Origin of the sequence: Nostoc sp., from assembly GCF_036917555.1 — a bacterium.
In the GTDB taxonomy this organism is placed as follows: Bacteria; Cyanobacteriota; Cyanobacteriia; order Cyanobacteriales; family Nostocaceae; genus Nostoc.
In genome coordinates this window covers 13,051-36,863 of the sequence record NZ_JBALDD010000033.1, presented here as the reverse complement: position 1 = coordinate 36,863, position 23,813 = coordinate 13,051, and the positions used below count along the sequence as shown (strand labels likewise).

18 protein-coding genes are annotated in these 23,813 nt (G+C 41.5%); 11 read left to right on the top strand and 7 right to left on the bottom strand.

What is annotated here, in order from left to right:
* Window positions 1-144: 144 nt before the first annotated feature.
* Complete coding sequence (locus tag V7K60_RS14200) at window positions 145-1,578, bottom strand: bifunctional orotidine-5'-phosphate decarboxylase/orotate phosphoribosyltransferase (protein WP_334926445.1); 1,434 nt, start codon at window positions 1,576-1,578, stop codon at window positions 145-147.
* 129 nt (window positions 1,579-1,707) lie between these two features.
* Window positions 1,708-2,307 (bottom strand): cytochrome b/b6 domain-containing protein, encoded by a 600-nt coding sequence (locus V7K60_RS14195; protein WP_334926443.1) that lies wholly within the window; start codon window positions 2,305-2,307, stop codon window positions 1,708-1,710.
* A 225-nt stretch (window positions 2,308-2,532) separates the two neighbouring features.
* Here V7K60_RS14195 and V7K60_RS14190 point away from each other — a divergent pair, with 225 nt between their 5' ends.
* Together V7K60_RS14190 and V7K60_RS14185 are read left to right on the top strand one after the other, a co-directional pair.
* On the top strand, window positions 2,533-2,766 hold the full coding sequence (locus tag V7K60_RS14190; RefSeq protein WP_334926441.1) for a hypothetical protein: 234 nt from the start codon (window positions 2,533-2,535) through the stop codon (window positions 2,764-2,766).
* 346 nt (window positions 2,767-3,112) lie between these two features.
* The gene (locus tag V7K60_RS14185) at window positions 3,113-4,612 is read left to right on the top strand and encodes an SIMPL domain-containing protein (RefSeq protein ID WP_334926439.1); all 1,500 of its coding nucleotides are present in this window, start codon (window positions 3,113-3,115) and stop codon (window positions 4,610-4,612) included.
* Between the two features lie 129 nt (window positions 4,613-4,741).
* On the opposite strand, the gene V7K60_RS14180 is transcribed toward V7K60_RS14185, so the two are convergent.
* On the bottom strand, window positions 4,742-4,882 hold the full coding sequence (locus tag V7K60_RS14180) for a hypothetical protein (RefSeq protein WP_334926437.1): 141 nt from the start codon (window positions 4,880-4,882) through the stop codon (window positions 4,742-4,744).
* Window positions 4,883-4,944: 62 nt separating this feature from the next.
* A complete protein-coding gene (locus tag V7K60_RS14175) occupies window positions 4,945-6,495 on the bottom strand; it encodes a PAS domain-containing sensor histidine kinase (protein WP_334926436.1) in 1,551 nt (516 codons plus the stop codon).
* Between the two features lie 494 nt (window positions 6,496-6,989).
* Here V7K60_RS14175 and V7K60_RS14170 point away from each other — a divergent pair, with 494 nt between their 5' ends.
* Together V7K60_RS14170 and V7K60_RS14165 are read left to right on the top strand one after the other, a co-directional pair.
* Entirely contained in the window at window positions 6,990-8,405 is a 1,416-nt protein-coding gene (locus V7K60_RS14170; protein ID WP_334926434.1) for an AAA-like domain-containing protein, read from the top strand.
* Window positions 8,406-8,720: 315 nt separating this feature from the next.
* Window positions 8,721-9,524, top strand: coding sequence for a PEP-CTERM sorting domain-containing protein (locus tag V7K60_RS14165; protein ID WP_334926432.1), 804 nt, complete (start codon window positions 8,721-8,723; stop codon window positions 9,522-9,524).
* Window positions 9,525-9,721: 197 nt separating this feature from the next.
* On the opposite strand, the gene ebsA is transcribed toward V7K60_RS14165, so the two are convergent.
* Window positions 9,722-10,096, bottom strand: a complete 375-nt coding sequence (gene ebsA, locus V7K60_RS14160) for a type IV pilus biogenesis protein EbsA (protein WP_104905290.1) — start codon at window positions 10,094-10,096, stop codon at window positions 9,722-9,724.
* A gap of 45 nt (window positions 10,097-10,141) precedes the next feature.
* Here ebsA and V7K60_RS14155 point away from each other — a divergent pair, with 45 nt between their 5' ends.
* From V7K60_RS14155 to V7K60_RS14145, 3 genes are all read left to right on the top strand, one after another.
* The gene (locus tag V7K60_RS14155) at window positions 10,142-10,324 is read left to right on the top strand and encodes a hypothetical protein (RefSeq protein WP_334926430.1); all 183 of its coding nucleotides are present in this window, start codon (window positions 10,142-10,144) and stop codon (window positions 10,322-10,324) included.
* A gap of 75 nt (window positions 10,325-10,399) precedes the next feature.
* Window positions 10,400-10,549, top strand: coding sequence for a hypothetical protein (locus V7K60_RS14150; protein WP_334926428.1), 150 nt, complete (start codon window positions 10,400-10,402; stop codon window positions 10,547-10,549).
* A 203-nt stretch (window positions 10,550-10,752) separates the two neighbouring features.
* On the top strand, window positions 10,753-12,159 hold the full coding sequence (locus tag V7K60_RS14145) for a glycosyltransferase (RefSeq protein WP_334926426.1): 1,407 nt from the start codon (window positions 10,753-10,755) through the stop codon (window positions 12,157-12,159).
* 437 nt (window positions 12,160-12,596) lie between these two features.
* On the opposite strand, the gene V7K60_RS14140 is transcribed toward V7K60_RS14145, so the two are convergent.
* On the bottom strand, window positions 12,597-14,657 hold the full coding sequence (locus V7K60_RS14140; RefSeq protein ID WP_334926424.1) for a DNA polymerase III subunit gamma/tau: 2,061 nt from the start codon (window positions 14,655-14,657) through the stop codon (window positions 12,597-12,599).
* A gap of 362 nt (window positions 14,658-15,019) precedes the next feature.
* Here V7K60_RS14140 and V7K60_RS14135 point away from each other — a divergent pair, with 362 nt between their 5' ends.
* From V7K60_RS14135 to V7K60_RS14120, 4 genes are all read left to right on the top strand, one after another.
* Window positions 15,020-15,721 carry a hypothetical protein gene (locus tag V7K60_RS14135; RefSeq protein ID WP_334926422.1) on the top strand — a complete coding sequence of 234 codons (702 nt, stop codon included), beginning with the start codon at window positions 15,020-15,022 and terminating at the stop codon, window positions 15,719-15,721.
* A gap of 196 nt (window positions 15,722-15,917) precedes the next feature.
* Window positions 15,918-19,778, top strand: coding sequence for a CHAT domain-containing protein (locus V7K60_RS14130; protein WP_334926420.1), 3,861 nt, complete (start codon window positions 15,918-15,920; stop codon window positions 19,776-19,778).
* Between the two features lie 117 nt (window positions 19,779-19,895).
* Window positions 19,896-21,581 (top strand): M14 family metallopeptidase, encoded by a 1,686-nt coding sequence (locus V7K60_RS14125; RefSeq protein ID WP_334926419.1) that lies wholly within the window; start codon window positions 19,896-19,898, stop codon window positions 21,579-21,581.
* A gap of 41 nt (window positions 21,582-21,622) precedes the next feature.
* Window positions 21,623-22,090 carry a GNAT family N-acetyltransferase gene (locus tag V7K60_RS14120; protein ID WP_334926417.1) on the top strand — a complete coding sequence of 156 codons (468 nt, stop codon included), beginning with the start codon at window positions 21,623-21,625 and terminating at the stop codon, window positions 22,088-22,090.
* Window positions 22,091-22,721: 631 nt separating this feature from the next.
* Here V7K60_RS14120 and V7K60_RS14115 read toward each other — a convergent pair.
* Window positions 22,722-23,411: a hypothetical protein gene (locus V7K60_RS14115; RefSeq protein WP_334926415.1), complete on the bottom strand. Its 690-nt coding sequence runs from the start codon at window positions 23,409-23,411 to the stop codon at window positions 22,722-22,724.
* Window positions 23,412-23,813: the final 402 nt, after the last annotated feature.

Here is a 23,813-nt window from a genome sequence, read left to right as displayed (position 1 = left end):
CGAAAATTATTCTATTTACTAGATTTAACCGAATAATCGAATCTGCTCAAGAGGACATAGACAATAAAAATCTTCCCCTAGTACAGATGCGATTAATCACGTCTCTCCCAATTCTCCATTCCCTACTCCCTATTGTTCCAATTACTAACTTTCAGCGAAAGCTAAAAATTGCTCCTCATTTATTCGCCCTGCTTGATAGAGAGTATTAGTAATTTCTGAAATAGTTAAAACTGCATGACTGCAATAACCATTTTGCTGTAACCTATCCTTCACCCCCTGTTCATGATCGATAAATACCACAATATCATTAACCTTTAATCCGGCTGATTCCAACTTTCCTGCCCCTTCCATGACACTTTTGCCGCTAATGAGAATATCGTCAACCACTACAACTGTTTCACCGGTATGAAAGTTCCCCTCAATTACTCTTCTAGTTCCGTGTGCTTTCACCTCTTTACGCGGGAAAATCATCGGACAATGAAGGCGCAAAGCTAAACCAGTCGCAGTAGGTAATGAACCGTATGGAATACCTGCTAATCTATCAAAATTCAGGTTCTTCAAAATATCCTCATAAGCTGTGAGAACTTGATTAAAAAGTTGGGGATTGGAAATAATTTTGCGTAAGTCGATGTAATAAGGAAATATCGCTCCTGATGCTTGGACAAAGCTGCCAAACATAATGCAGTCAATATCATAAAGTTGTAAAATCAAATCTTGGTGGGGATGCTGATTTAGAAAACAAACATCAGGAAACCACACAGAACAAGTAGAATTTTCCTGAATAATTTCAGTTTTGATTTGATTAATTTCTGCACGTAGAGACTGGACTTCCTCTGATAATTGTGTATTTACCAACATATCTTGAGGAACAGGAATCAGTAAACCATCACCATTACTATTCAAGCCAGCTTCTAAAATTTGCTTCAAGTTTTGACCCTCCGCCCAGATGCTACGCGCCATAATAATTCGTTCAGGTGCAACTGCTCGAATAAGTGCTAAAATTTCAGGATTTGTAGTTCCCACTTCCAAACCCAATTGTTCTGGAGTTCCCCAGGTTTTTGATTCTTTTACTACCTGTAAATAAAGGGGTGATTCGTTTGTAGGATATTGCTGTAGTGCTTCTGCACCTGGATTAGAAGTACAGCATAAAATAAACACCGCTTTATCAGGATAGACTAAAAAAGGTGCTACGTGATCCTGTCCTGTATAGGGACTGAGAGTGATTGCATCCACCTGCCATCTTGTAAACACAGTCTGGGCAAAGATGGTACTAGTATTTAAGTCACTGTGTTTGGCATCTAAAATCACTGGAATGTGGGCTGGAATAGCTGCTAAAGTTTTGTACAGCAGTTCTAAACCAGGAATACCTAACGCTTCGTAAAAGCCAAATGTCGGTTTATAAGCACAAACGAAATCAGAAGTTTCCGCAATAATGAATTGTAACCACTTTTCCAAACCAGCTATGAGTTCTTCAGACTCATAACGCCCAGGCATCATCTCTGGATTTGGATCAAGTCCTACAAATAGTAAGCTTTGATTTTCCAAGATATTACGATTCAATTTATCAAAAAAGTTCATTTTTTTAGTTTAAAAAAGAGTTATTGGTCATTGGTCACTTGTACTGAGCGTAGTCATTGGCGTAGCCTCTCGTAGAGAAGTATTGGTCACTATTCCCTGCGTCTGCCTATCTCCATGACCATAGTTTGTTTACTGAAACATTGATTCTGTTAGTTGAGTACCTCCAGCTTTTTTCCCTAATTGATAGTGAATGACTGCAAATAAGATAACCATCGGCACTGAGGCAAAGTGAACAATTCGCAATGCTTGCCAATCACCAAAGAAATCCACAATCCAGGGAAATTGAGCAGGTTTATACATTCCTATCCCTGTAAATAATGCCAGCAGCAAAATAGGAATAATTGCTGTATAAGCAATCCGATGCCAAGCATAAATTAGGCGTTGGGAACTTTGAGTTTTTTGTAATGCTTTGAAGTCATTAGCACCTACAAAGCGATGTCGCCAGCGTCGGGTAATTAAAATGTAAATTCCATACCACAACAGATTCAGCGAGAATAGCCACATTGCTGCAAAATGCCAGTGTCTACCTCCTGCAAGCCAACCTCCTAAAGTAAATATCGGAGGAATGTGCAAACCTGCGCGTCCACCAAAAACAGGGTTGGCGTTGTAAATTTGTAGTCCACTGGTGAGCATGATAAATAGACTAATGATGTTACAAGAGTGGAAAATTTTGGCTCCTATTGCTTGAGTGGGTCGCTTTCGAGTTGGAGAGGGAACATTGGAAGTCATAAATTTTGACTGATAAAATTTGCTGTTTATCTGTCTTGGGTAAATAGCCCAGCAAGTTTGGAGGTGAGCATTGCTTATCTTTATTTTCTCATCATTAGATTCAGTATTCTGACATTGATGGTGTCCATCTGCTGTTTTAATTGTCAGTTTAGGTATGGCTAGGGTTGTTCTAACTGGAGTTTAGACTAAATATAAATGAGGGAAAAAAGGAAAAAAGGGGTCGGATTGAATACTGTCCCCCAATTGGCACAAGCACCAGAGTTGAATCACCTACTCTTACCTGCCAGTATGAAACTTGCCAGACTAGAAGAATTACGTCAAGTAGCTTATCAACATTTAGGTGGAACCAAAGATGCTACCTTTGAATTAACAGATGCGATATTGTTGAATAGAAATGTTTATTGCCTAGCAGATTTTGAGTATCTTGTAACCGTTGTTTTAAACTTGTGCTTTCAGTGATTACCGCATCTGTTTCTAACTGGGTTCGTTGTTGTCGTAGTCAATAATTTTCTTATACTTGTTGTTTAATAGAGCTAGTTTATCCCGTTGTTGTTGCAATTGCTGTTTTTTATCCGAGGGGTATATCGCTTTGTAACCCACGGCAAGCAGTACGGGATTGCTCTTTATTGATGGAATGGGGTTTTCTGACAACCCTAGAGTTGTCAAATTATCAAATTTTGGCTGGCGAATGCGAGAGCGTTTTTTATCCAGTATGTATTGGTGATAAACGCGGTTTACTTTTTAGACATCCTTTAAGATTAAAACATCAACAGATATCAAACATCATTTAAGCAAGGAGAATAAGATGGCTAACACAGCTAATCTCACTGATGTAAGAAATCCGGGTCTTGCGATCGCCGATCCCTTCATTGGTAGCACTACTGGAAACACTGCTCAGATATTGGAAGTTACTGGTCAAGGAGAGGTTAGCGTTGCCACTACTTTAACTGAGGTAGAATTGGGGATTAAAGTACAGGGAAAAACTGCAACCGAAGTTCAACAAGCAGCTGCTCAACGTTCAACAGCGGTAGTTGATGTGCTGCGGAACCTTGGGGCGCAAGAACTTCAAACTACATCTATTCAACTAAATCCTGTCTATAGCTATGAAAATGGTACTCAAACCCTAACCGGCTTTGAAGGCCTCAACACACTTCAGTTTGAGTTACCAACAAATCAAGCTGGGTCAGCAATTGACAAAGCTATCCAAGCAGGCGCAAATGTAATACAGAATATCAGCTTCACTGCCTCAGACGAAGCATTGCAGCAGGCACGTCTGCAAGTTTTGAGCGAAGCTGTTAAAGATGCCCAAGCTCAGGCTGGGGCTGTTTTTAGTACCTTGCAGTTAACCCCCGGAGAGATTATTGACATTGATATTAACTCAAATGACAATCCTGAACCATCTCCCTTCGTGTCTAATCTAACAGCAGATAGGGTTTTGGCAACAGCTAGTACAACTCCTATAATTGGTAGTCCTCAGACGATAGAAGCTAGTGTTTCTCTAGATATCGGTTATTCTCCAAATTCAGTAGGCACTCTCGCTTCAGCTACTGATAATCTCACCAGTGTGAGAAATCCGGGTCGTGCGATCATCGCTCCCTTAATTGGTAGCACTGCTCCAAAAACTACTCAGATATTGGAAGTTACTGGTCAAGGAGAGGTCAGCGTTGCCACTACTTTAACTGATGTAGAATTGGGGATTAAAGTACAGGGAAAAACTGCAACTGAAGTTCAAGAACAAGTTGCTCAACGTTCAACAGGAGTAGTTGATGTACTGCGAAACCTTGGGGCGCAAGAACTTCAAACTACATCTATTCAACTAAATCCTGTCTATAGCTATGAAAATAGTACTCAAACCCTAACCGGCTTTGAAGGCCTCAACACACTTCAGTTTGAGTTACCAACAAATCAAGCTGGGTCAGCAATTGACAAAGCTATTCAAGCAGGCGCAAATGTAATACAGAATATCAGCTTCACTGCCTCAGACGAAGCATTGCAGCAGGCACGTCTGCAAGTTTTGAGCGAAGCTGTTAAAGATGCTAAAGCTCAGGCTCAGGCTGTTTTTAGTACCTTGCAGTTAACCCCCGGAGAGATTATTGACATTGATATTAACTCAGATGACAATCCTAGACCATCTCCTTTGGTGTCTAATCTAACAGCAGATAGGGCGTTTGCAATCGGTACTACAACTCCTATAATTGGTGGTCCTCAAACGATAAAAGCTAGTGTTTCTCTAGATATCAGTTATTCTCCAAATTCAGCAGTGATTCTCGATCTACCTCTTAATGGATTGCAGCAATTTGCTTAGAGGATGTTTTAAAAGTCCCAGAAGGTATAATTTTGCCGTTCTGACTTGAGTTAGCTCTGATGATAAATCAAGGTTTTAGCCATGTACTGAGATACTTAGCTGTGCTAATGATGAAAGCAAAAGACCCTTTTAAAACATCCTCTTAATCAGGAGTGGCGCAACTACACCGCGCCACGTGCCATTCTCATCGGTGGTGTAGGTGCTGACTTTTTCCTTTTGGATTCCTTGGAACAACACCAAATCTATCGAACTCAGATATTGTGAATGCATCGACCTGCCTTGTTAATGCATCAGTTTGCAAAAATTAACACCTCTGCCCCAAGGTTCATTACCTAAAAGCTGGCGTGTTTTCTAATGGCGGCATAGTGTCTTGCTGTTGTATTCATTTCAATGACCAACTCTGTGCCTTTACCTAATTGAGAATTACACTTAAGTTTACCTTGATGTTTTTCAACTATAATTTGCCGACTAATTGATAGCCCTAGTCCTTGACTTTTGCCTACTGGCTTGGTTGTAAAAAACGGTTCAAATATATGTCTTTGGATATGGGGAAGTATACCTTTGCCATTGTCAAAAATGCGAATTATAACTTTGTGTTTTTTCCCTAGTAGTTTATCATTTACCCAAGGTTCATGATTATTGACCAATGATAAATGACTGCTAACAACTTCTGTATGAATCAAAATTTTTGGAGTAAAAGAATAATCATGCTTCATCCTCTCTTCTAAGGCATCAATGGCATTAGTCAAAATGTTCATGAATACCTGATTTAGTTCACCAGGGTAACACTCGATTAAAGGTAAATTACCAAAGGTTTTAATTACTTTAATCTCTGCTCTATCAGGCTTTTCTTTGAGACGATGTTGCAAAATCCTGAGAACACTATCAAGTCCTTCATGCAGGTCAACCTTTTTCATTTGACCTTCGTCAGAGGTGGAAAAATTCTGCAAGGCGAAAACAATTTCTTTAACGCGCTCAGAACCGGCTCGCATTGACCACAGTAATTTTAAAAAATCTGTCTTCACAAAACCAAGGTCAAGGTGTTGCAAATGTAAGGCAATAACTGGGGTAGGCGTGGGATAGTAATATTGGTAAAGTTCAATAATTCTGATTAAGTTTTCAGCGTATTGACTAGCGGGATGGAGATTGCCGGAGATAGAGCTAACGGGGTTGTTAATTTCGTTAGCCATATCCGCCACCAGTTGACCAAGATTAGCCATTTTTTGGTTATGCAATAACTGCTTTTGGGTATATTTGAGTTCTTCGAGGGTAGTTTCTAGCTGCTGTGATTTTTCCCTAACTTGGTCTTCGCTAAACTGGCGTTGAGCAATTTCTGTTTGGAGTTGTTCAAATAGTTGGGATTGTTGAGTAGCGTAGGCGCAGCCCGTCGTAGACATCGCCTTATCCTGATTAATATCCTTGTGCGTTCCCACCATCCGCACTGGTTTACCGAATTTATCCCACTGAAATACTTTGCCACAAGTCAAAATCCACTTCCACTCCCCAGATTTAGTCAACATTCGCAATTCGACTTCAAACAAAGGTATGCATCCTTGAAGATAATCGTGCAATACCTGGCGAATTCTTGGTAAATCCTGTGGATGTACAAGTTGCTCAAAGGATTTATAATTGTTGTCGATTTCGTCTACTTTATATCCCAGGATACTTTTCCACTGAGGATCGTAATAGGTTTTGTCAGTTATGAGATTCCAATCCCACAACCCCAAGCCACTAGCGATTAATGCCATTTGTAAGGCGGCTTGTGAGCATTGACAAGTATCTAGATTTTCTGGAGATAAGTCTTTTGCTTCTGGGAAACTCTGAGAATCTTGTACTGAATGTGGAGCTTCTGATTCATGGGTAGCGGGTTCTTGAATATGCATAGCTGCTGATACGATGAGGAAGATATTCTGTAGCTCTCTCTCTACGCTGTTTTAGCATCCTGACGATTCAGTTATGGACAAATCGCCTAGTTGGTTTATTAGGCTGTAACTTAGATTGGGGATATATCAGCCCATATCGTAAATTAGGATGGAATTTAGAAAAAGGTAAACGGACGCGTGTAACCTCTGTTGCGATCGCAATAGCAATCTTTTAGAAAAAAGAAAAAATCGCTAGATTGTGTGCATCTACATTCTAAGATATGTCTAAAAAAAGTAGTTAAAGTCACATACAATTACCTAAAAACCCCGAAAAATTTGTAAAAAAAATTCTATGATTGAATCACGCCAAATAATTTCAGGATGCAAAAAATTGTCAAGGCTTTTTTGTAGCTTTTTTAGTCAGGGCTGGCTGTTATGCATACAAGGCAGTCTACATTGACTTCCAAAGCTTAATGGTGTGAGAAAATATCATACTGAATTAGAGTCAATGAGTAATGACTATAGATGAACTAGTATTGCTACTAAAAGCCAGTCAAGCAACCGGTTTAACGACGCTCCAAGAGTTGATATTGCGTTCTTCTTGGGAAGGAAAAACCCACACCAATATAGCTAGTGAAGCGCACTACCGCGAGGAACGTGTCAATAAAATCGCTGCTCATTTATGGCAAGTACTGAGTAATTTTTGCAAAGAGCCAATACATAAATCCAACTTTCGCCAGACTCTAGAAAATCACCCTCTTAGCGAAGCGCATCAGCAATTAATTAAAGAATTCAACCGAGCCGCCACAGCGATATCCTTAGAATTTCCTACTGGCCCAGTATCCCTTAATTCCAGATTTTACATCCCTCGCCCACCAATTGAAGAACTCGCTTACGCAGAAATGGCTGAACCTGGGAGTGTAATTTGCATCAAAGCACCTAAAAAGATGGGGAAAAGCTCTTTGGTTTTACGGTTGCTTGCATACGCTAACAAGCAAGGCTTTCATACCGTAACTTTGGACTTTCAGCAAGCAGACAAAGCAGTATTTGCCAGTTTGGATAAATTTTTGCGCTGGTTCTGTACCAATGTTAGTCAGGAGTTACAGCTAGAATCAAAACTCTATGATTATTGGGATGAAGAGATGGGTAGCAAAGTCAGCTGCTCTATATATTTCCAAAAATATTTACTGTCTGCGCTCTCAAGTCCCCTGGTTTTAGTATTAAATGAGGTGGATTGGGTATTTGAGTATCAGGGAATTGCTGGAGAATTGCTACCATTAGTGCGATTGTGGCATGAACAAGCCAAAAGGGTAGAGATTTGGCAAAAATTACGTCTGGTTCTGGTTTATTCAACGGAAATTCTTGTTACCATAAAACTAACTCAATCGCCATTTAATATTGGTTTGACAATTAATTTACCTCCCTTTACGAAAGAGCAGGTGCAGGATTTAGCACAACGTCACGGGTTGGATTGGACAGATGGTAAAGATGCCGATAGTTTGATGGCAATGGTGGGAGGAAATCCTTATTTGGTGCGATTGGCATTGTATCACCTTATGGGTAAAGGCGGATTAAAAGGGGATTTAGGGCAGTTATTGCAACAAGCACCTACAGAAGCCGGAATTTATAACGAGTATTTAAGGCAGTATGTGTTAGCACTTCGAGATGAGCCAGAATTGGGTGATGCTTTTTATGAAGTGATTAATACTACAAATTATGTGAAATTAGAGCCAAGATTGGCAGATAAATTACAGAGTATAGGGCTAATTAATTTAGAAGGCGATCGCAGTACTCCTACATATGAACTATATCGTTTATATTTCCAACAATATCTCAAAAAAAGCGAGCATTTCAACAATACTCATATTGAACTGTTAAAACAAGAAAATCAACAGTTGCTCGTTCTCCCTAACTTAGATGAACTGACTTAATTAGTAAATCGCTGCTACTTTAGCTAATGCTACTGAATAAGCACTCTATCAAGCCAAAATCAAAGGATGCGATCGCGTTGTAGTTTAATATAAAATTTATAATCAAATCACGAGATTTAAATTAATTAATAAGGTGATTGTCACCAACATACTCCACAAGCGCAAGAATAAAACTAGCAATTGACAAGACTTTTTGTTGATGATGAAACTTCCATCACCAGCTTGGGAATAATAAATCATGCTTGAGAAATATTTGCAATGGTTCTCAGCAGATTAGGTGTGTTTACCATCGACAATTAAAGGAACAATTTGTTAATGAAAGTTAGTTCATCAGGGATTAAGCTAGGTTTTGCAGTTGTTAGCAGCAGTTGTCTCACAGCAGTGGCGATCGCTATCAGTGGAGCAAGTGCAATTGCTGCTCAATTCATCACAATTGAAAGTACTGGTACATTATCAGGTACTATCGAGCTTCCCAGAAATAATCCCAATTTAAATAACAGTATTACTCGTATTGATACGGATGACACTGGAACTTATTACCAGAACTTAGGTACTAATAATCATCCTAATTATGTTCCTGTATACCAGTCAGATTATTTAAAGGTAGAAACACGGTCTGATGGAAGTCTGCATTACTTTGTTGATTTTAAAGGTATTCCGATTGTCTCGTTTGATGGTGTTCTTACATCGCCGGTTCTTTCTGGTGGTCAGTTGACTGCTTTTCTCTACCAGGGACAATTGGCAAAAACCACATTTCAAGGAGTAGTTCAGGATGAATTTAATCTCACAAAAGCTTTCTACACTGGTACTGTCATCGACCCAGACACCGGAAAGAAGTATCAAGGTACTTTTGAAGTGAGTGGATATGGGGAACGATATAGTAATCCCAATGGTAATTTAACTCCCACGGTCTTTGATTTCCAGTCCGATATCCCAGGTTTGCCAAGCGTAACATCCTTGACCATAACTAACGCTACTTTGGCAAATTTAAGAATCAAAGTACCTATAAATGAAACTTCTATTCCAGAACCCGCTAGCCTTCTCGGAACTTTGATGGTAGCTAGTTTTGGTATCGTTTTGAAAAGAAGAAAAGATATCGGACTTAGGAAGACGTTTTAAAACTGAAAGGTTGTTGTAAGAAAGCTCACAAGGCTTATAACAGTTACCTTCAGATGCGGTACAACATTATATCACCGGGTGTAGGGACACGGCATGCCCTGCCCCTACGCGTGTACTTACCCATCAATTTAAAATTGACAAACTATTAGTGTAATTTTAAATATAAGCCGGACTTTTGCAAATCCGGCTGAGTTTAATTAATCATCTATACGTAGTAGCTTGCGGTAAAATGGTTGTGAAAAATCGGTGACGCGATAACGTTTATAGTTGTCCATAAGTTCAATTAAAAAATTAATAAACTCGAAACTAGCCATCATCAGTTCATAACTTAGGTCAGCATTGCCATCAAACTGAATTCGGCAACGGGTTAAGTCTGAGGGTAAAGTAGCAACATTCCAGGAAGCGACAAAGGGGACATGTTCGCTAGCTTCGATTTTCCGATGTCCCTCCAAGACCCCTTTTTGATAAAGACTGATGGCATAGGGTAAGAAATTGCGCCTAGCGCCTTGAACATAAGGTAAGTAAACACTGGCTTGTTGTTGAGTTGCAGGCTGGAGTTGCTCAATAGACATAGTTAAATATTCCTCAAGTTAGTTAGCAACTGGGGATATCAGTGGATGTTAGTAGTATTCCCCAAAGATGTGTCTAAAGCACATAGTGGGGAATGGGGAAAAGCAGGGGAGCAAGGGAGAAGAATTTCCCCCCTGCTCCTGTTCGGCTACGCTCACGGCAAGCCTGCACCCCGCCCCTCTGCCTCTTTTCAATGCCCAATAAATGAAGTTACTACTAAGAAATATTAAAATTTCGGTTACAATGATGCTGCATTAACAGTTATCGAATCTGGGAACGATAACACTAAAAATCCCTACTGTAAAGTGGTGGATACCGTTGTTGCAGTTTTCCCCAATAAAAAGCTGCTGCTACCTTGCTATTACTTTGCCCAAACCGGAGTTCTCATTGAAGAAAGTCCCACTCTACAAGCTTCCTGCCCAAGTGGCTATCAAAGGAATCAAGCCTCTGTCTAAGAGTAGCAAAGGCGGTTAATATGAGGTAATTACGCACAGTAGCGGTGACAACAAAGGTAGTCCCAGAGGCTTTTGGCTTAGGGATAGCGGGTATTGCAGTTTGCCCATTCCGATTAATATCGGGAAAAGTAGCTTAGGGATATTTGTCCGTAAAATTACTAACTGTAGACAAATAGTGGTTTTTGAATCAAGCAACCTAACCTATGCCAGCGAATTCCTGGCCCGAAGAAGATTCTTATCAAGAGCTTGATCCGCTCAACTCCTTGTTGTCTGACCTATCAGTAGATGAGGAGTCAGTGTTAGAGACAGATTCTATGTCTCTACCATCCCGGTTTCAAGGTCGTAGAGGCAAAGCAGCTCTCGTCTTGACTATCGTCTGGAGTGGCACGATCGCTCTACATTTAGTTTCTTGGGCTTCCATTTTTATTCTAGGACTGACTACCATTCTAGGATTTCATGCTTTGGTGGTAGTGTTTACTAAATCCCGTCGCTATCCAAAAGAAATACAGGGAGATCTACCTTCTGTTTCTGTGCTGGTGGCTGCGAAAAATGAGGAAGCGGTAATTGCTAAATTAGTCAAAAATCTTTGTAATCTGGAATATCCAGGTGGGCAGTACGAAATTTGGATAATTGACGATCGCAGCAGTGATAGCACGCCACATTTATTAGCAGAACTCCAACAGAAACACGACCAACTGAAAGTACTAAGGCGTTCAGCAGAAGCTACTGGTGGCAAATCGGGGGCGTTGAATCAGGTATTGCCGCTGACAAAGGGCGACATTATAGCAGTATTTGATGCTGATGCCCAAGTAACACCAGACTTGCTGCAACAGGTAATACCTTTATTTCAAAGAGAAAAGGTGGGGGCGGTGCAGGTGCGAAAAGCGATCGCCAACGCTAAACAAAACTTTTGGACTAAGGGTCAAATGGCCGAAATGGCACTTGATACCTGGTTTCAGCAACAGCGAACTGCCCTTGGTGGCATTGGTGAACTGCGGGGCAATGGTCAATTTGTCCGGCGTTCGGCCTTGGAAAGCTGCGGTGGCTGGAATGAAGAAACCATTACCGATGATTTGGATTTGACAATCCGCTTACATTTGGATAAATGGGATATTGAGTGTGTTTTCCATCCAGCAGTACAAGAAGAAGGAGTGACAAGTGCAGTTTCACTCTGGCATCAGCGCAACCGTTGGGCAGAAGGCGGTTATCAGCGCTATTTGGATTATTGGGATTTAATTTTCAAAAACCGCATGGGAGGGCGTAAAAGCTGGGATTTACTGATTTTTCTGCTGATTATGTATATCTTACCGACAGCAGCAGTCCCAGATTTATTAATGGCGATCGCTCGTCATCGTCCACCAATGTTAAGTCCGATCACAGGCTTATCCATTTCTATGTCGATGGTAGGGATGTTTACAGGTCTGAAGCGGGTACGTCAAGATCAAAAATTCCCACTTTCTACATATCTTATGATGCTGGTGCAAACCTTGCGTGGCAGTTTATATATGTTGCACTGGTTAGTCGTCATGAGCAGTACTACTGCCCGGATGTCGGTAAGACCAAAGCGCCTAAAATGGGTGAAAACCTTGCATACGGGGAATGGCGAGTAGGGAATAGAGAATGGGGAATGGGGAATGGGGCATGGGGAATAGGGGGATGATGCAGTAGAGAAGTAGAGCCAATACGGTTCGGTTAACATATTTGTCTCTCGAAGATCCCCCCAACCCCCCTTAAAAAGCAGGGCTGATTCATTCCCCAAAGAGCTTTAAAAATCAAGGGTTCTAGCAATGAAAAATTAGTTATTTTGTTACTGGCGTACCGATGAAACCAACTATTTTACTGATATTTCAGTGCTTAAATGTTCGTCTCTTCGTCACGCTTACTTATAATTTTCTTGCTAACATCTTGACAAATCCTGTTTTAAATGGAATAAATCAGCCCTGCTTTTTAAGGGGGTCGCTGCAGGCGGGGGGATCTTATCCGAACCGTATTGGGAGTAAAGCGACAGGGGAGAACTTTCTTAGGGTTTTTCCCAATGCCCAATTTTTTATTCATCATCCACTTCTGATTCTTCTACCCATTCTGGTGTAGTTATGGAATCGGAGAATTCTGGGAAATCATCTGCAAAACGGATAATTTGTCCGTTGAAAAATTCTACTAGACGTTGAGCTGCGATCGCTACTTCGTCAGGTTCCCAATCAGGTGCGGGTGTTTGTTTTGGGGGTAGAGGCAAAGTTTGCATCCCGTTTCCATTTACCCCATTTCCATTTACACCATTGCCATTTCTTGCTGCCAACTCGGTTTTTTGTGGTGCTGGTGATGGATTAGTTGGCTGTGGTGCTGGCGCTGGAGGCGAAATTTGCTGGTTGTAGCTAGGTGTAGGTGGTTGCTGAGGGCGAGTAGAGTCTTTTGGCGGAGGATTTTTTTTGGCTGAGGTAGAGTTTGAAGAAATTCCTTTTTCTATATTTATCTGGATTTCACGCTGGAAAGTCTGCTGGAAAGCTGCCGTAATCATCGGTAGATAAGATTTCCCCTTGTCATACCATGCCTGTTTAATCGCAATTCGAGCCACAACACCGTCGAACTCGATGAGTTGGCTCATTTGACGCAGCATTTCTTGCCTTGATTTTGGCTGGAGGTTGGCAAGCACTTGTTGCCAAATCTGAGTTAAGTCATATTCTGCTTCGCCAACTTCTGCTTCGCCAACAACTTCTGAAGTTACTGGTTCAATGTTCGCAGGTTGCACAGGAACAGCAACAGGTTCTGGGGTTGGTGGTGAAACTGAGTTAGCAGCAGAATTGTGATTTGTTTGCGGTTCAACTGGGGGAGATGAAGTGACAGGCTGATTTTGGGCAGCCGCTTGATGATTAGGAGATGTAGAATTATGATTTGTTTGCGGTTCAGCTAAAGGTACAGAAGAGACTGGGTGATTTTGGGCAACTACTGGAGGATAGCTTGGAGATACAGCAGGTGTATTAACTCGTGGCGCCACACTTGAGGCTTGTGGCTGAATATTTGTCGCACTTGGTAGCAATCCTAGTAATGTTACTTCCAACCACAAACGCGGCTGGGTGGTATTTTTAATTTGTACTTCAGCTTCTCGCAAGTGTTTTTGTCCTGCCAAAATCACGCTCATATCGAAGTATTGAGCAAATTCAACCAGCGCTGTCCAAGTTTGCTGAGTACAAGCAACCAAATCGTGGCGGTTGGGTGCTGTTTTAGCAATCAGTAAATCGCGGTAAAAAGCGGCAAGATTTTGCAGAATAGTCAGGGGTTCTCGACCACGATCTAGAATGTAGTGAGTACAGTCTAGAACTGCTTCCGGTTTATCTTGAGCGATCGCATTTAAAAGTGCTAACAAGTCCTGTTCGCTTACCGTCCCCACCAAATCCCAAACTCGCTCTGGTGTCACTTCACCCGCTAATAAACCCAATTGGTCAAGTAGACTTTCGGCATCCCGTAACCCTCCCTGAGAAAGTTGGGCTACCAGGGTGACAGCGTCGGGTGAAATATGAATGTTTTCATAAGATGCGATCGCACTTAAATGCTTCACCATCGCCTCTAACTGAATGCGTCTAAAATCAAACCTTTGACAGCGCGAAATAATCGTTGGTAACACCCGTTGTGGGTCTGTTGTCGCCAATACAAAAACCACATATCTCGGTGGTTCCTCTAGTGTCTTAAGTAGCGCATTGAATGCCTGTGTACTGAGCATGTGGCATTCATCGATTACATAAACCTTGTAGCGACACTGCACAGGAGCAAACTGGGCTTTTTCAATCAACTCGCGGATATTATCGACACCAGTGTTACTGGCGGCGTCTATTTCAATTACGTCTAGGGCGTACCCCTTGGTGATCCCCTGACAAACCTCACATACACCACAGGGTTCAGCAGTGGGCTGATCACCTTTGAGACAATTAAGGGATTTAGCCAGAATTCGGGCACTAGAAGTTTTCCCCGTACCTCTGGGCCCAGTGAATAAGTAGGCAGGGGCGATTTTAGATGTGCCGATCGCGTTCGTGAGGGTGGTGGCGATCGCTTCTTGGCCCACCAGTTCAGCAAAACTCTTGGGCCGATATTTGTGGTGCAGGGGTTCGTAAGACATGAAAATATAGACTTCAATGCCTTTCAACGTTAATTAGTAGCACCGAGTCGAGTTGAGGATTCAATTATTTTAAACTCTCGTACCTGGCTTTATTTATCGATGTTGCCATAGCCCAAGACTCAACTAATGCCGTAAATTTTGGCACTCAGCAAAGCAAGCAACCAGAGCTTATCCTCTACTATGATTTCAACATCAATGTATAGGAATTATAGCATATTATTTAGTACATTTGTTCTATTTGAGAGACTGGGGAGCAGAGGAGAATAACTCTTGACAAATGACAAATGACTATACGTTTTATTGACTGAACTAACGCTATAGTCCAGTGCGATCGCTACAATTTTATAGATAAGCAATACTCGATGGTGCAGCAGATGCTCAAGCGGCTATTTCAATGGCTCAAAAAGCTTTTTCAGAGCTTGTTTGGTGGGAGAAAACAGACTACCTCAAAATCTAGGGGGAATGTGGAAAAAGAACCAGCACCACCTTTAAGCGATACGGATCTGGAATTTCTCTTCAACGAACTGTTGCAAGGAGTACATCAAGCAAGAGGGGAAGCATGGGCACAGAAGTGGCTGCATAATATCGAACATCGCATCACAACTCAAGACTGGGTTGAGTGGTTAGGGCGCTTTGGCGACAGATTGCTCACATCTCCGACACCAAATAATGAAATGGCTGCGCGGTTAGTGCAATTAGGTGAATTGGGCATCGGAGAAATTGGAGATATTGCCTATAATATCGGGATGCAGTTGTTGACACGCAATGAAGGCGAACCAATTTGGGAATATGAAGGACCAGATGCTTTTAGCACTACTTTGCCCTCTGAGGTAGCTACCCCAGTATCAGAGTCAGCAGACACACTAGAGAACCCCCCAGAGGGAGAATACCAAACTGTCACCCTAGAAGAGTTGTTTGTGATGTTGCAGGAGGATGAAAATTTACGTCAGCAGATTGCTCAACAGCTTGCTGTTGAAACAGATGATCCACAACTGCTTGTCCAGGCATTAATTAGTCAGTTATATCCTGCTGGTCAATCGACTACAGAGCAAACTGAAAATTAACTGCTTGCCAGAGTCAAATTCAAGAGTTAAATCTGGAAATTGTAACGTTGTAATGCTATGCTCTTGAAGATTTGTATATTTTTTGCTAACCTTCTACGGAAGCGCTGTCTGAATCTATGGATTTTGACGTAATTGATGATTTTTTTAACACAACGATGGCTACAATCTAGAAAAACAAAATCCAAGAGTGTGGCAGATGCTCAGGCGGATATCGCAGTCGCTTAAAAGGTTTTTAAAGCGCCTCATTGCAAGTAAACAGCATAGTTCTCTCAAGGGTGCGAGAGGACACAATCTGGTGGGGGTACTACCAGAACTAACCAATGCGGATCTGGAACAATTGTTTATCCAATTGTTAGAAGGCGTGCATCAAGCACGAGGACGACAGTGGGCATTGAGGTATCTGCAACGGATCGAAAATCGGGTTCCGGCTGAACGCTGGATAGACTGGTTAGTGATGTTTGGCGAAAGCTTGCTAGCTTCACCGACACCAAATCCTCTTTTAGCAACACAGATGGTGCAATTGGGGGAACTTGGTGTTGGCAGAATTGGAGAAGTTGCTTATGACATTGGCATTCGGCTAATGCAAAACTTACCTACAGAAATAGAAGATTACCCTGACAATCAGGCAGAAGATGATCTAGAAATCACTCTTGGGCAAGAACTGATCCGTGATTTGGGCGAACAGTTATGGGAGTATGATGAGCAAAATGTAATAGAAACTACTCCTGGACAAGAACTGCTCCGCAATTTAGGCGAACAGTTATGGGAGTATGATGAACCAGATGTGGTAGAAACCACAACCAATGAGGAAATTCTCCCAACTTCCCCTGGACAAGAGCTAATCCGTAGCTTAGGTGAACAATTATGGGAATATGATCTGCCAGATGTTGAACCAATAACGTCAGCACCCCAAAATGCCTCTTTTGAGGAAAGATTGCCGGAAAACTTAGAGGAACTGGTATGGGAATATGAAAGGGAAGATGCCCAAACCACAATATCAGAAAATATCCCTCTCCCAGCAGCGGAAGATTCAATCAGCTTGTTAACCCAACTTAGGTTCGACGAAGAAGAAGAAGTTGTTCAAATTACAACACCAGCAAATCTCCTTTCCACTAGACAAAGGACTGAATTAGCAACGTCTTCCTCGGTGGAAACCTGGGATAACACTTTGACGAATTTAGAGCCAAATGTAGCTAATACTTTAGATGAGTTGTGGGTGAGGTTGGATCAAAGTACCAATTTAGTCCAGCAACTTGCTTCGGATTTGGCAGTTCAAAGCAGTAATTCCCCTGATATTATTGAGCGACATAGCCATAATCCGATTACTCACGCTCAAGGGTGGTTTTACCAAGGTCTAAGCCAAGCAAAAACAGGTGATCTGTTAGGCGCGATCGCATCTTATGACCAAGCCATTGAATTACAACCCGAATTCTCAGAATATTGGTTTAATCGAGGCTTAACGCTGTTCCATTTAGAACGTTTTGATGAAGCGATCGCCTCTTATGAAACAGCCACACGACTGAAACCCGACTACTACAAAGCTTGGTACAACCGGGGTGGAACTCTCGGAGAATTAGGATACTTTGAAGAAGCGATCGCTTCTTTTGACAAAGCTATAGAAATCAAGCCAGACTATCAAGAAGCGTGGTCAAGCAAGGGTTTGGCACTGCTGAAATTAGGTTGGCTACCAGAAGCGATTGCTAGTTATGACCAAGCGCTACAACTCGAACCAGAAGACCAGGAAAACTGGTATCACCGAGGCATAGCCCTAGCTGTCAGCGAACAATTTGCCGAGGCGATTATATCTTACGACAGAGCTATAGAAATTGACCCAGAGTACCATGAAGTTTGGATAGACCGGGGCGTAGTGCTGTTTAGTTTAGGCAGGTGGTCAGAAGCGATCGCCTCCTGGGATAAAGCACTTTCAGTTCAAGCCGATTTCTACTTAGCTTGGTACAACCGAGGTATAGCATTAGACAACTTAGGACGTAGACAAGAAGCAATCGCCTCTTATCAGCAAGCGATCACCATCAAACCCGACTTCCACTTAGCTTGGTATAATCAGGCAGTAGCACTGTTTTATTTAGAACAATTTGCCGAAGCGATCGCCTGTTATGACAACGCTTTGCAAATTAAACAAGATTATTGGGAAGCTTGGATTGGTCGGGGAACTGCGATCGGTAATTTAGTAGATTCTGAGACATTGCGGAATTTGTCAAGTAGTCTGATAGCGACAAATCCCACCTTACAACAGGGCGGCTACGAAGGAAAATTAGCCAGCTACGAAGAAGGGTTAAAGCATCTGCGGACAGATACCCATCCAGAAGGTTGGGGTAGATTGCATTTTGCGATCGCTAATACTTACTATGAGCAAGGCAAAAAACTTACCAATCCCCGCGATTATTGGCGCAAAGCTGCATCTGAGTACCATCAAGCGCTGTTAACCCTGACATTAGAATATTTTCCCCAGTTGCACTTAGAGGTTTTACAATCTCTAAGCAAAGTGTTGATGGGTTTGGGACAAACTACACAAGTTCAAGAATTGCTGCAACGTGGGACAGATTTATTGCGACAATTACTGAGTGAAGAAACTCGCTCAAACGAAAGTAAAAAACAGCTAGCTCTAAAATTTGCAGGCTTCAATCAATTGGCAGTTGATTTAGCTGTGGAATCGGGTGATTTAGTAGAAGCTTGGGAAATTGCCGAACAAGGTAAAAATGCTTGTTTAAACTGGCTGCTTTCTGGCTGGAATGATAATATATACTCCCCTTATTATGACGCAATTCAACAACTATTCAATCCCACAACAGCAATTATTTACTGGCATATTAGTCCAGTTGCCCTACATACTTTTATTCTCAAAGACCAAGCTCCATCACCAATTCTCCTGTTTACACCCATGCAAGATGCTGGGGTAATACCTTTAGGAGAAGATGCTATCCGTCTCAATGAATTGCCTCTACCCGAAGCAGTGCAACGCCTAATTGAATTTGAAATTTGGCTAGAAGATTGGCATCAACAATACCAAGAATATCGCAGCACAGCCCACGACAAAGAAAGTAAAAGTCAGCATTCTTGGCGAGTTGATATGGAAGAGAAACTGTTGCAACTGTATAAAATTCTGAATATTTCCACAATTGCACAGGAACTCGAAGGCATCACCCAACTGGTCTTAATTCCTCACCGTGACTTGTATAGATTGCCCATTCATACACTTTTCCATCTTTCTTCGCCATCACCGCAAGAGTTACCAAATGTGGAATCAAATTTCAGCGTTACCTATCTACCTAGTGCCCAAATAGGTTTATCAATCAGAACTGAGGATATTTCGCAGTGGCAAAATAAGTTATTGCTCAGTGTTGAACATCCTGAAAGTACAGGTTATCCCCCACTGAAATTTGCCAAACTGGAGTCTGAAATTGTTAGTCAGATGTTTAATAATATCCAACGAATTCAGGGAGCAGAAGCTACAAAAAATATTGTTGAAAATGCCTTATCTAAAAATTATAATATCTTGCATTTTACGGGTCATGTCACTAATAATCTAGCTGAACCTAAAAAATCAGAATTAGCATTAGCAGGTGAAGACAGACTTACTCTAGATGAAATTTGCCAACAAAATCTAGCTAGTTACAACCTTATTACCCTCTCTGCCTGTGAAAATTTAAGTACTAACAACTACACTATCAGCAGCGAATATGTGAGTTTAGTCAGTGGTTTTGTAACTCAGGGCGTACCTCATGTAGTGAGTACTCTCTGGAGTGTAGAATCTTCGGCTAGTGCCTTGGTGATGATTGAGTTTTACCGACGATTACAGCCCAATAAATCAGCAGTTACTGCTTTAGCTGAAGCAACACGATGGCTGAAAGAACTAACTGCTGGAGAACTGACAAAATGGTATGAAGATATTTTGAATAATCTGCATCCAGAGGAAGTAAGAATTCAAACTTATTTAGCTACACAACTATATAGAAATAGTAAAATGGCATCAGATAAAAATCTTTATAATCATCCTTATTACTGGGCAGCATTCATGATTATGGGTAAGCCTAATTAATCTTTGAAACTTAGTCACAAGCAATTTTTGATTTTGGACATTCTATTCCAGCCATAAAATTAGCCCAAGAATTGAAACGGCAATAGGTTTAAAATAATTCGTACTGAGGGGTTTATTATGCCAGATGTTCGGTTTGATAAATACTATCGTTATGAAGACTTAACACGCATTCTACACAGTTATGCGAAGGAATTTCCCCAACTAGTACGCATAGAAAGCATTGGTAAAAGTTACGAAGGACGTGACATCTGGCTATTGACAGTTACCAACTTTGCCACTGGCCCACATCAAGAAAAACCTGCCCTCTGGGTTGATGGCAACATCCACGCTACTGAACTAGCCCCATCAAGTGTTTGCCTATATCTCTTGCAAACATTAGTTACAGCCTACGGTACTCACCCAGAAATTACCCGTTGTTTGGATACCCGCACCTTCTACATTTGCCCCCGTGTTAACCCTGATGGTGCTGAGTTGGCACTGGCTGACAAACCGAAATTTATTCGCTCCGGTACTCGTCCCTATCCCTATGATGACGAAGGCAACGATGGGTTAGTGATGGAAGATATCGATGGCGATGGTCGGATTTTACTGATGCGAATCCCCGATGCTAATGGGGCTTGGAAAGTCTGTCCTACCGAACCCCGCCTGCTGGTGCGACGCGAACCAACAGAAACAGGTGGTCAGTATTATCGCGTACTACCAGAAGGAAAGATAGAAAATTATGACGGAGTTCAGATTCAAATTCAGCGTTCTAAAGAAGGGCTAGATTTAAACCGGAATTTTCCATTTTTGTGGCGGCAAGAATCTGAGCAATCGGGGTCTGGCCCCTATCCTACATCTGAAACAGAAGTGCGATCGCTCGTTGAGTTTATCACTACACATCTTAATATTACAGGAGCGATCGCCTTTCATACCTTTAGCGGTGTTCTCATCCGTCCCTACACCCATCTCAGCGATGACGAATTCCCTGTTAATGACCTCCGCACCTATCAACGCATTGGCGCTAAAGGCATTGAACTTACTCAATACCCAGCCATCTCCGCCTTTCATGATTTCCGCTATGACCCCAAAGACTTCATTACAGGTACATTCCACGACTGGGCTTATGAATATCAAGGTCTATTTGCCTGGACAGTGGAAGTCTGGAGTCCGCAACGCCAAGCTGGAATTAATGATTATAAATACATCGATTGGCAGCGAGAACACCCTGTAGAAGATGACCTGAAGTTGCTGCGTTGGAATGATGAAAAACTAGCTTTTAAGGGTTACGTAGATTGGTATCCCTTCGAGCATCCCCAACTCGGTCAGATTGAACTAGGCGGCTGGGATACGATGTACGCTTGGACAAATCCACCCCCTGAGTTTCTGGAAAAAGAAATAGCCCTCTTCCCGGAATGGCTGGTTTGGCATCTATTAATATCTCCTCGTTTAGAGATTTACGATGCCAGTGTTCACAGCTTGGGTGGTGATACTTATCGGGTGCAATTGGTTGTGCATAATACAGGCTGGTTGCCCACCAATGTCACCCAAAAAGCTTTAGAAAAAAAGCTGGTGCGGGGCTGTATCTGTGAAATTGAACTACCTCCTGGGGGAACTTTAATAACGGGTAAGCCCCGTGAAGAGTTAGGTCAATTAGAAGGACGAGCCTACAAGCCTTCAACTCCCATTAGACGGCACAGCGATCCTACCAAGGATCGGGCAAAAGTTGAATGGGTGGTGCGTGTGCCTCAAGGTAGCACAGTTAAACTGCTAGCCCGTCATAAACGTGGTGGAGTTGCTCGCACTGAATTGACATTCCCATAATTTTCACATTTAAAATTGTCAAAAATTATTCTAATACAGCTTTGTCTAAACCGATAATTACCGTTCGCCTAATTACACGCGACGAACTTCCCCAACTTTTGGCTTTATATCACCACCTAAATCCCGTTGATGCACCTCTACCGACTGATGATGTTTTACAATCTATCTGGGATGGGATTTTACATGATCCCCGCTTGTATTACATTGTGGCTGATGTTGATAACCAGTTAGTAGGAACATGTAATTTAACCATTGTTCCCAACTTGACGCGTGGCGCACGTCCATACGGCATTATTGAAAATGTTGTCACCCATCTCGATTATCGACAACAGGGATTCGGTACACAGGTGCTACATTATGCGTTAGCTTTAGCATGGCAACAACAGTGTTATAAAGTGATGCTTCTGAGTGGCTCAAAACACGAAGAGACGTTGAAATTCTATGAAAATGCCGGGTTCAAGCGGGGAGTGAAAACTGGATTTGTTGCCCTACCTCCAGAGGAGTTGTAAGGGACTTCCAGAGAATAAAATATACAGTGAATGCTAATGATAATCATTTTATGGGGGATAAAGCGGTTGCCGTCGGCAACCGCTTTATCCCCCAATAAATATGCAAGATAAATGTCTGCACTTAAGAACTATTGAGTGCAGTGAGCTTAATTGCTCTGCGGTTTCTTTCAACAACTTCTTCAGTGAATCCGTTAATTCTATAGACACCTCTTTCCACTCACAAATTCAATCATCATTAAATTTACTACAAAACGGGGAGGAAGAGGCTGCCTACAGCAGCCTCTTCCTCCCCTTCATAATGATTATCATTTTTATTGGGTGTATATTTTATTTTCTTGAAGTCCCTTAAGAGCCATATTTTGAGTACTCTTGCTTATTAACAAATAGTATCCGACCTTAACCTCTCACAAATGCCTCAAGTTTTGGTTTTACACAAAAAAACGAATAATTTTGAAAATTGTATTACAAAGTGAATGGCACGCTTGTTTGTTTGTATTTGTTGAGGCAAGCTGTTCTTGAGCTTAAAAATACTGGAGGAAATAAATAGATAACTGTACTGAAAACCATCAAGTAGTAACAATTACCAAAAATCACTCTTGTTTCCTCAAGCATCTCTAAGTGCCTCCCCATCTCAAGAACAGCTTTTCAAATGTGCCATTGTGTTACGTGCCTTTGAATTAGACTGTCTTTTTTTGAGCAATAGTGTTTGAACACTGAGTAACCCAAATAGCATTAAACCTACAGTAGTAGAGGGTTCAGGAATAGTATTTGCTGAGTTAGAAGACAATGCCAAAGTAACTTTATAGTCTAAAATGTCTCCACCGAACGTATAGCCACCAGATGCAAACCATCCATCCTCAAAATCTATTGAACCTGTACCCGTATTGCCTAAAGTTTCAAAGTCTAAAATTAAACTACCAGTTCCACCGTATTGTGCATCAGCATTGGCATCAGACGGCACTGGAGGATATACCCGAAGGCTAATCTGAAGCGGTTCTAAAGGATCTGAAAAGTTGTCCTTGGAAAAAGTAATAGTATCTCCAACATTTGTCCAATCCCACCGACCATAATCATCGGAATTGTCGTAACTACCGATATAGCCATCTATTGTTAAATTAGTTGCAAGGGTTGTGCCAACTGTTGTACCATCTTCTGTTGAGTAATTGATGTTGTTTTCGTCGTAACTCAAATTGACTTGCCAAGTATTTTGAGGTTGTCCGCTAAATACCAACGTTGTCGCGTAAGCAGGAGAAGCAATTAATCCTCCTAATGTAATTAAGCTAGAGGCTGCAATTGTAAAAATTTTTTGTAAATTTTTCATAAATTGTTTCCTAACTACAATGAAATCACACTAAACACTAAAAGTACATATGAAGATTTTTAAGTGTATCAAGGTGTTTAATTACACCAGTTAAGCAAGGTTTTTACTACTTTCGCTACAACAAAAAACTTTCTCAAATTCCACCACTGTTTTGATTTTAAGTGTACGACACAATGTAGTCAAACACAATAGACATCTTCCAAAAATCCTAGTTTATCTGTAAGTTCCTTTTCATAAAATTATCTTTTGTAAAAAAATAATTCCTAGCCAAAAATCTTGGCGCAATCACTCTTGAAATTTTTGATTGCGATCACTAATTTCCAGTTTAGTATTTGAAAATTTACCATCAAGGACAACTATCTAAAGAGTGAAAGTTTTTCTTCAAAATCCAGCCCTGAGTTA

Bases quoted from the DNA above. Each gene is read 5' to 3' on its own strand.
- V7K60_RS14125 (WP_334926419.1), top strand. From the start codon at position 19,896: ATGCCAGATGTTCGGTTTGATAAATACTATCGTTATGAAGACTTAACA.
- V7K60_RS14165 (WP_334926432.1), top strand. From the start codon at position 8,721: ATGAAAGTTAGTTCATCAGGGATTAAGCTAGGTTTTGCAGTTGTTAGC.
- V7K60_RS14155 (WP_334926430.1), top strand. From the start codon at position 10,142: ATGTTAGTAGTATTCCCCAAAGATGTGTCTAAAGCACATAGTGGGGAA.
- V7K60_RS14175 (WP_334926436.1), bottom strand. From the start codon at position 6,495: ATGCATATTCAAGAACCCGCTACCCATGAATCAGAAGCTCCACATTCA.
- V7K60_RS14185 (WP_334926439.1), top strand. From the start codon at position 3,113: ATGGCTAACACAGCTAATCTCACTGATGTAAGAAATCCGGGTCTTGCG.
- V7K60_RS14130 (WP_334926420.1), top strand. From the start codon at position 15,918: ATGCTCAGGCGGATATCGCAGTCGCTTAAAAGGTTTTTAAAGCGCCTC.
- V7K60_RS14180 (WP_334926437.1), bottom strand. From the start codon at position 4,882: ATGCATTCACAATATCTGAGTTCGATAGATTTGGTGTTGTTCCAAGGA.
- V7K60_RS14170 (WP_334926434.1), top strand. From the start codon at position 6,990: ATGACTATAGATGAACTAGTATTGCTACTAAAAGCCAGTCAAGCAACC.
- V7K60_RS14200 (WP_334926445.1), bottom strand. From the start codon at position 1,578: ATGAACTTTTTTGATAAATTGAATCGTAATATCTTGGAAAATCAAAGC.
- V7K60_RS14195 (WP_334926443.1), bottom strand. From the start codon at position 2,307: ATGACTTCCAATGTTCCCTCTCCAACTCGAAAGCGACCCACTCAAGCA.
- V7K60_RS14140 (WP_334926424.1), bottom strand. From the start codon at position 14,657: ATGTCTTACGAACCCCTGCACCACAAATATCGGCCCAAGAGTTTTGCT.
- ebsA (WP_104905290.1), bottom strand. From the start codon at position 10,096: ATGTCTATTGAGCAACTCCAGCCTGCAACTCAACAACAAGCCAGTGTT.
- V7K60_RS14145 (WP_334926426.1), top strand. From the start codon at position 10,753: ATGCCAGCGAATTCCTGGCCCGAAGAAGATTCTTATCAAGAGCTTGAT.
- V7K60_RS14115 (WP_334926415.1), bottom strand. From the start codon at position 23,411: ATGAAAAATTTACAAAAAATTTTTACAATTGCAGCCTCTAGCTTAATT.
- V7K60_RS14135 (WP_334926422.1), top strand. From the start codon at position 15,020: ATGGTGCAGCAGATGCTCAAGCGGCTATTTCAATGGCTCAAAAAGCTT.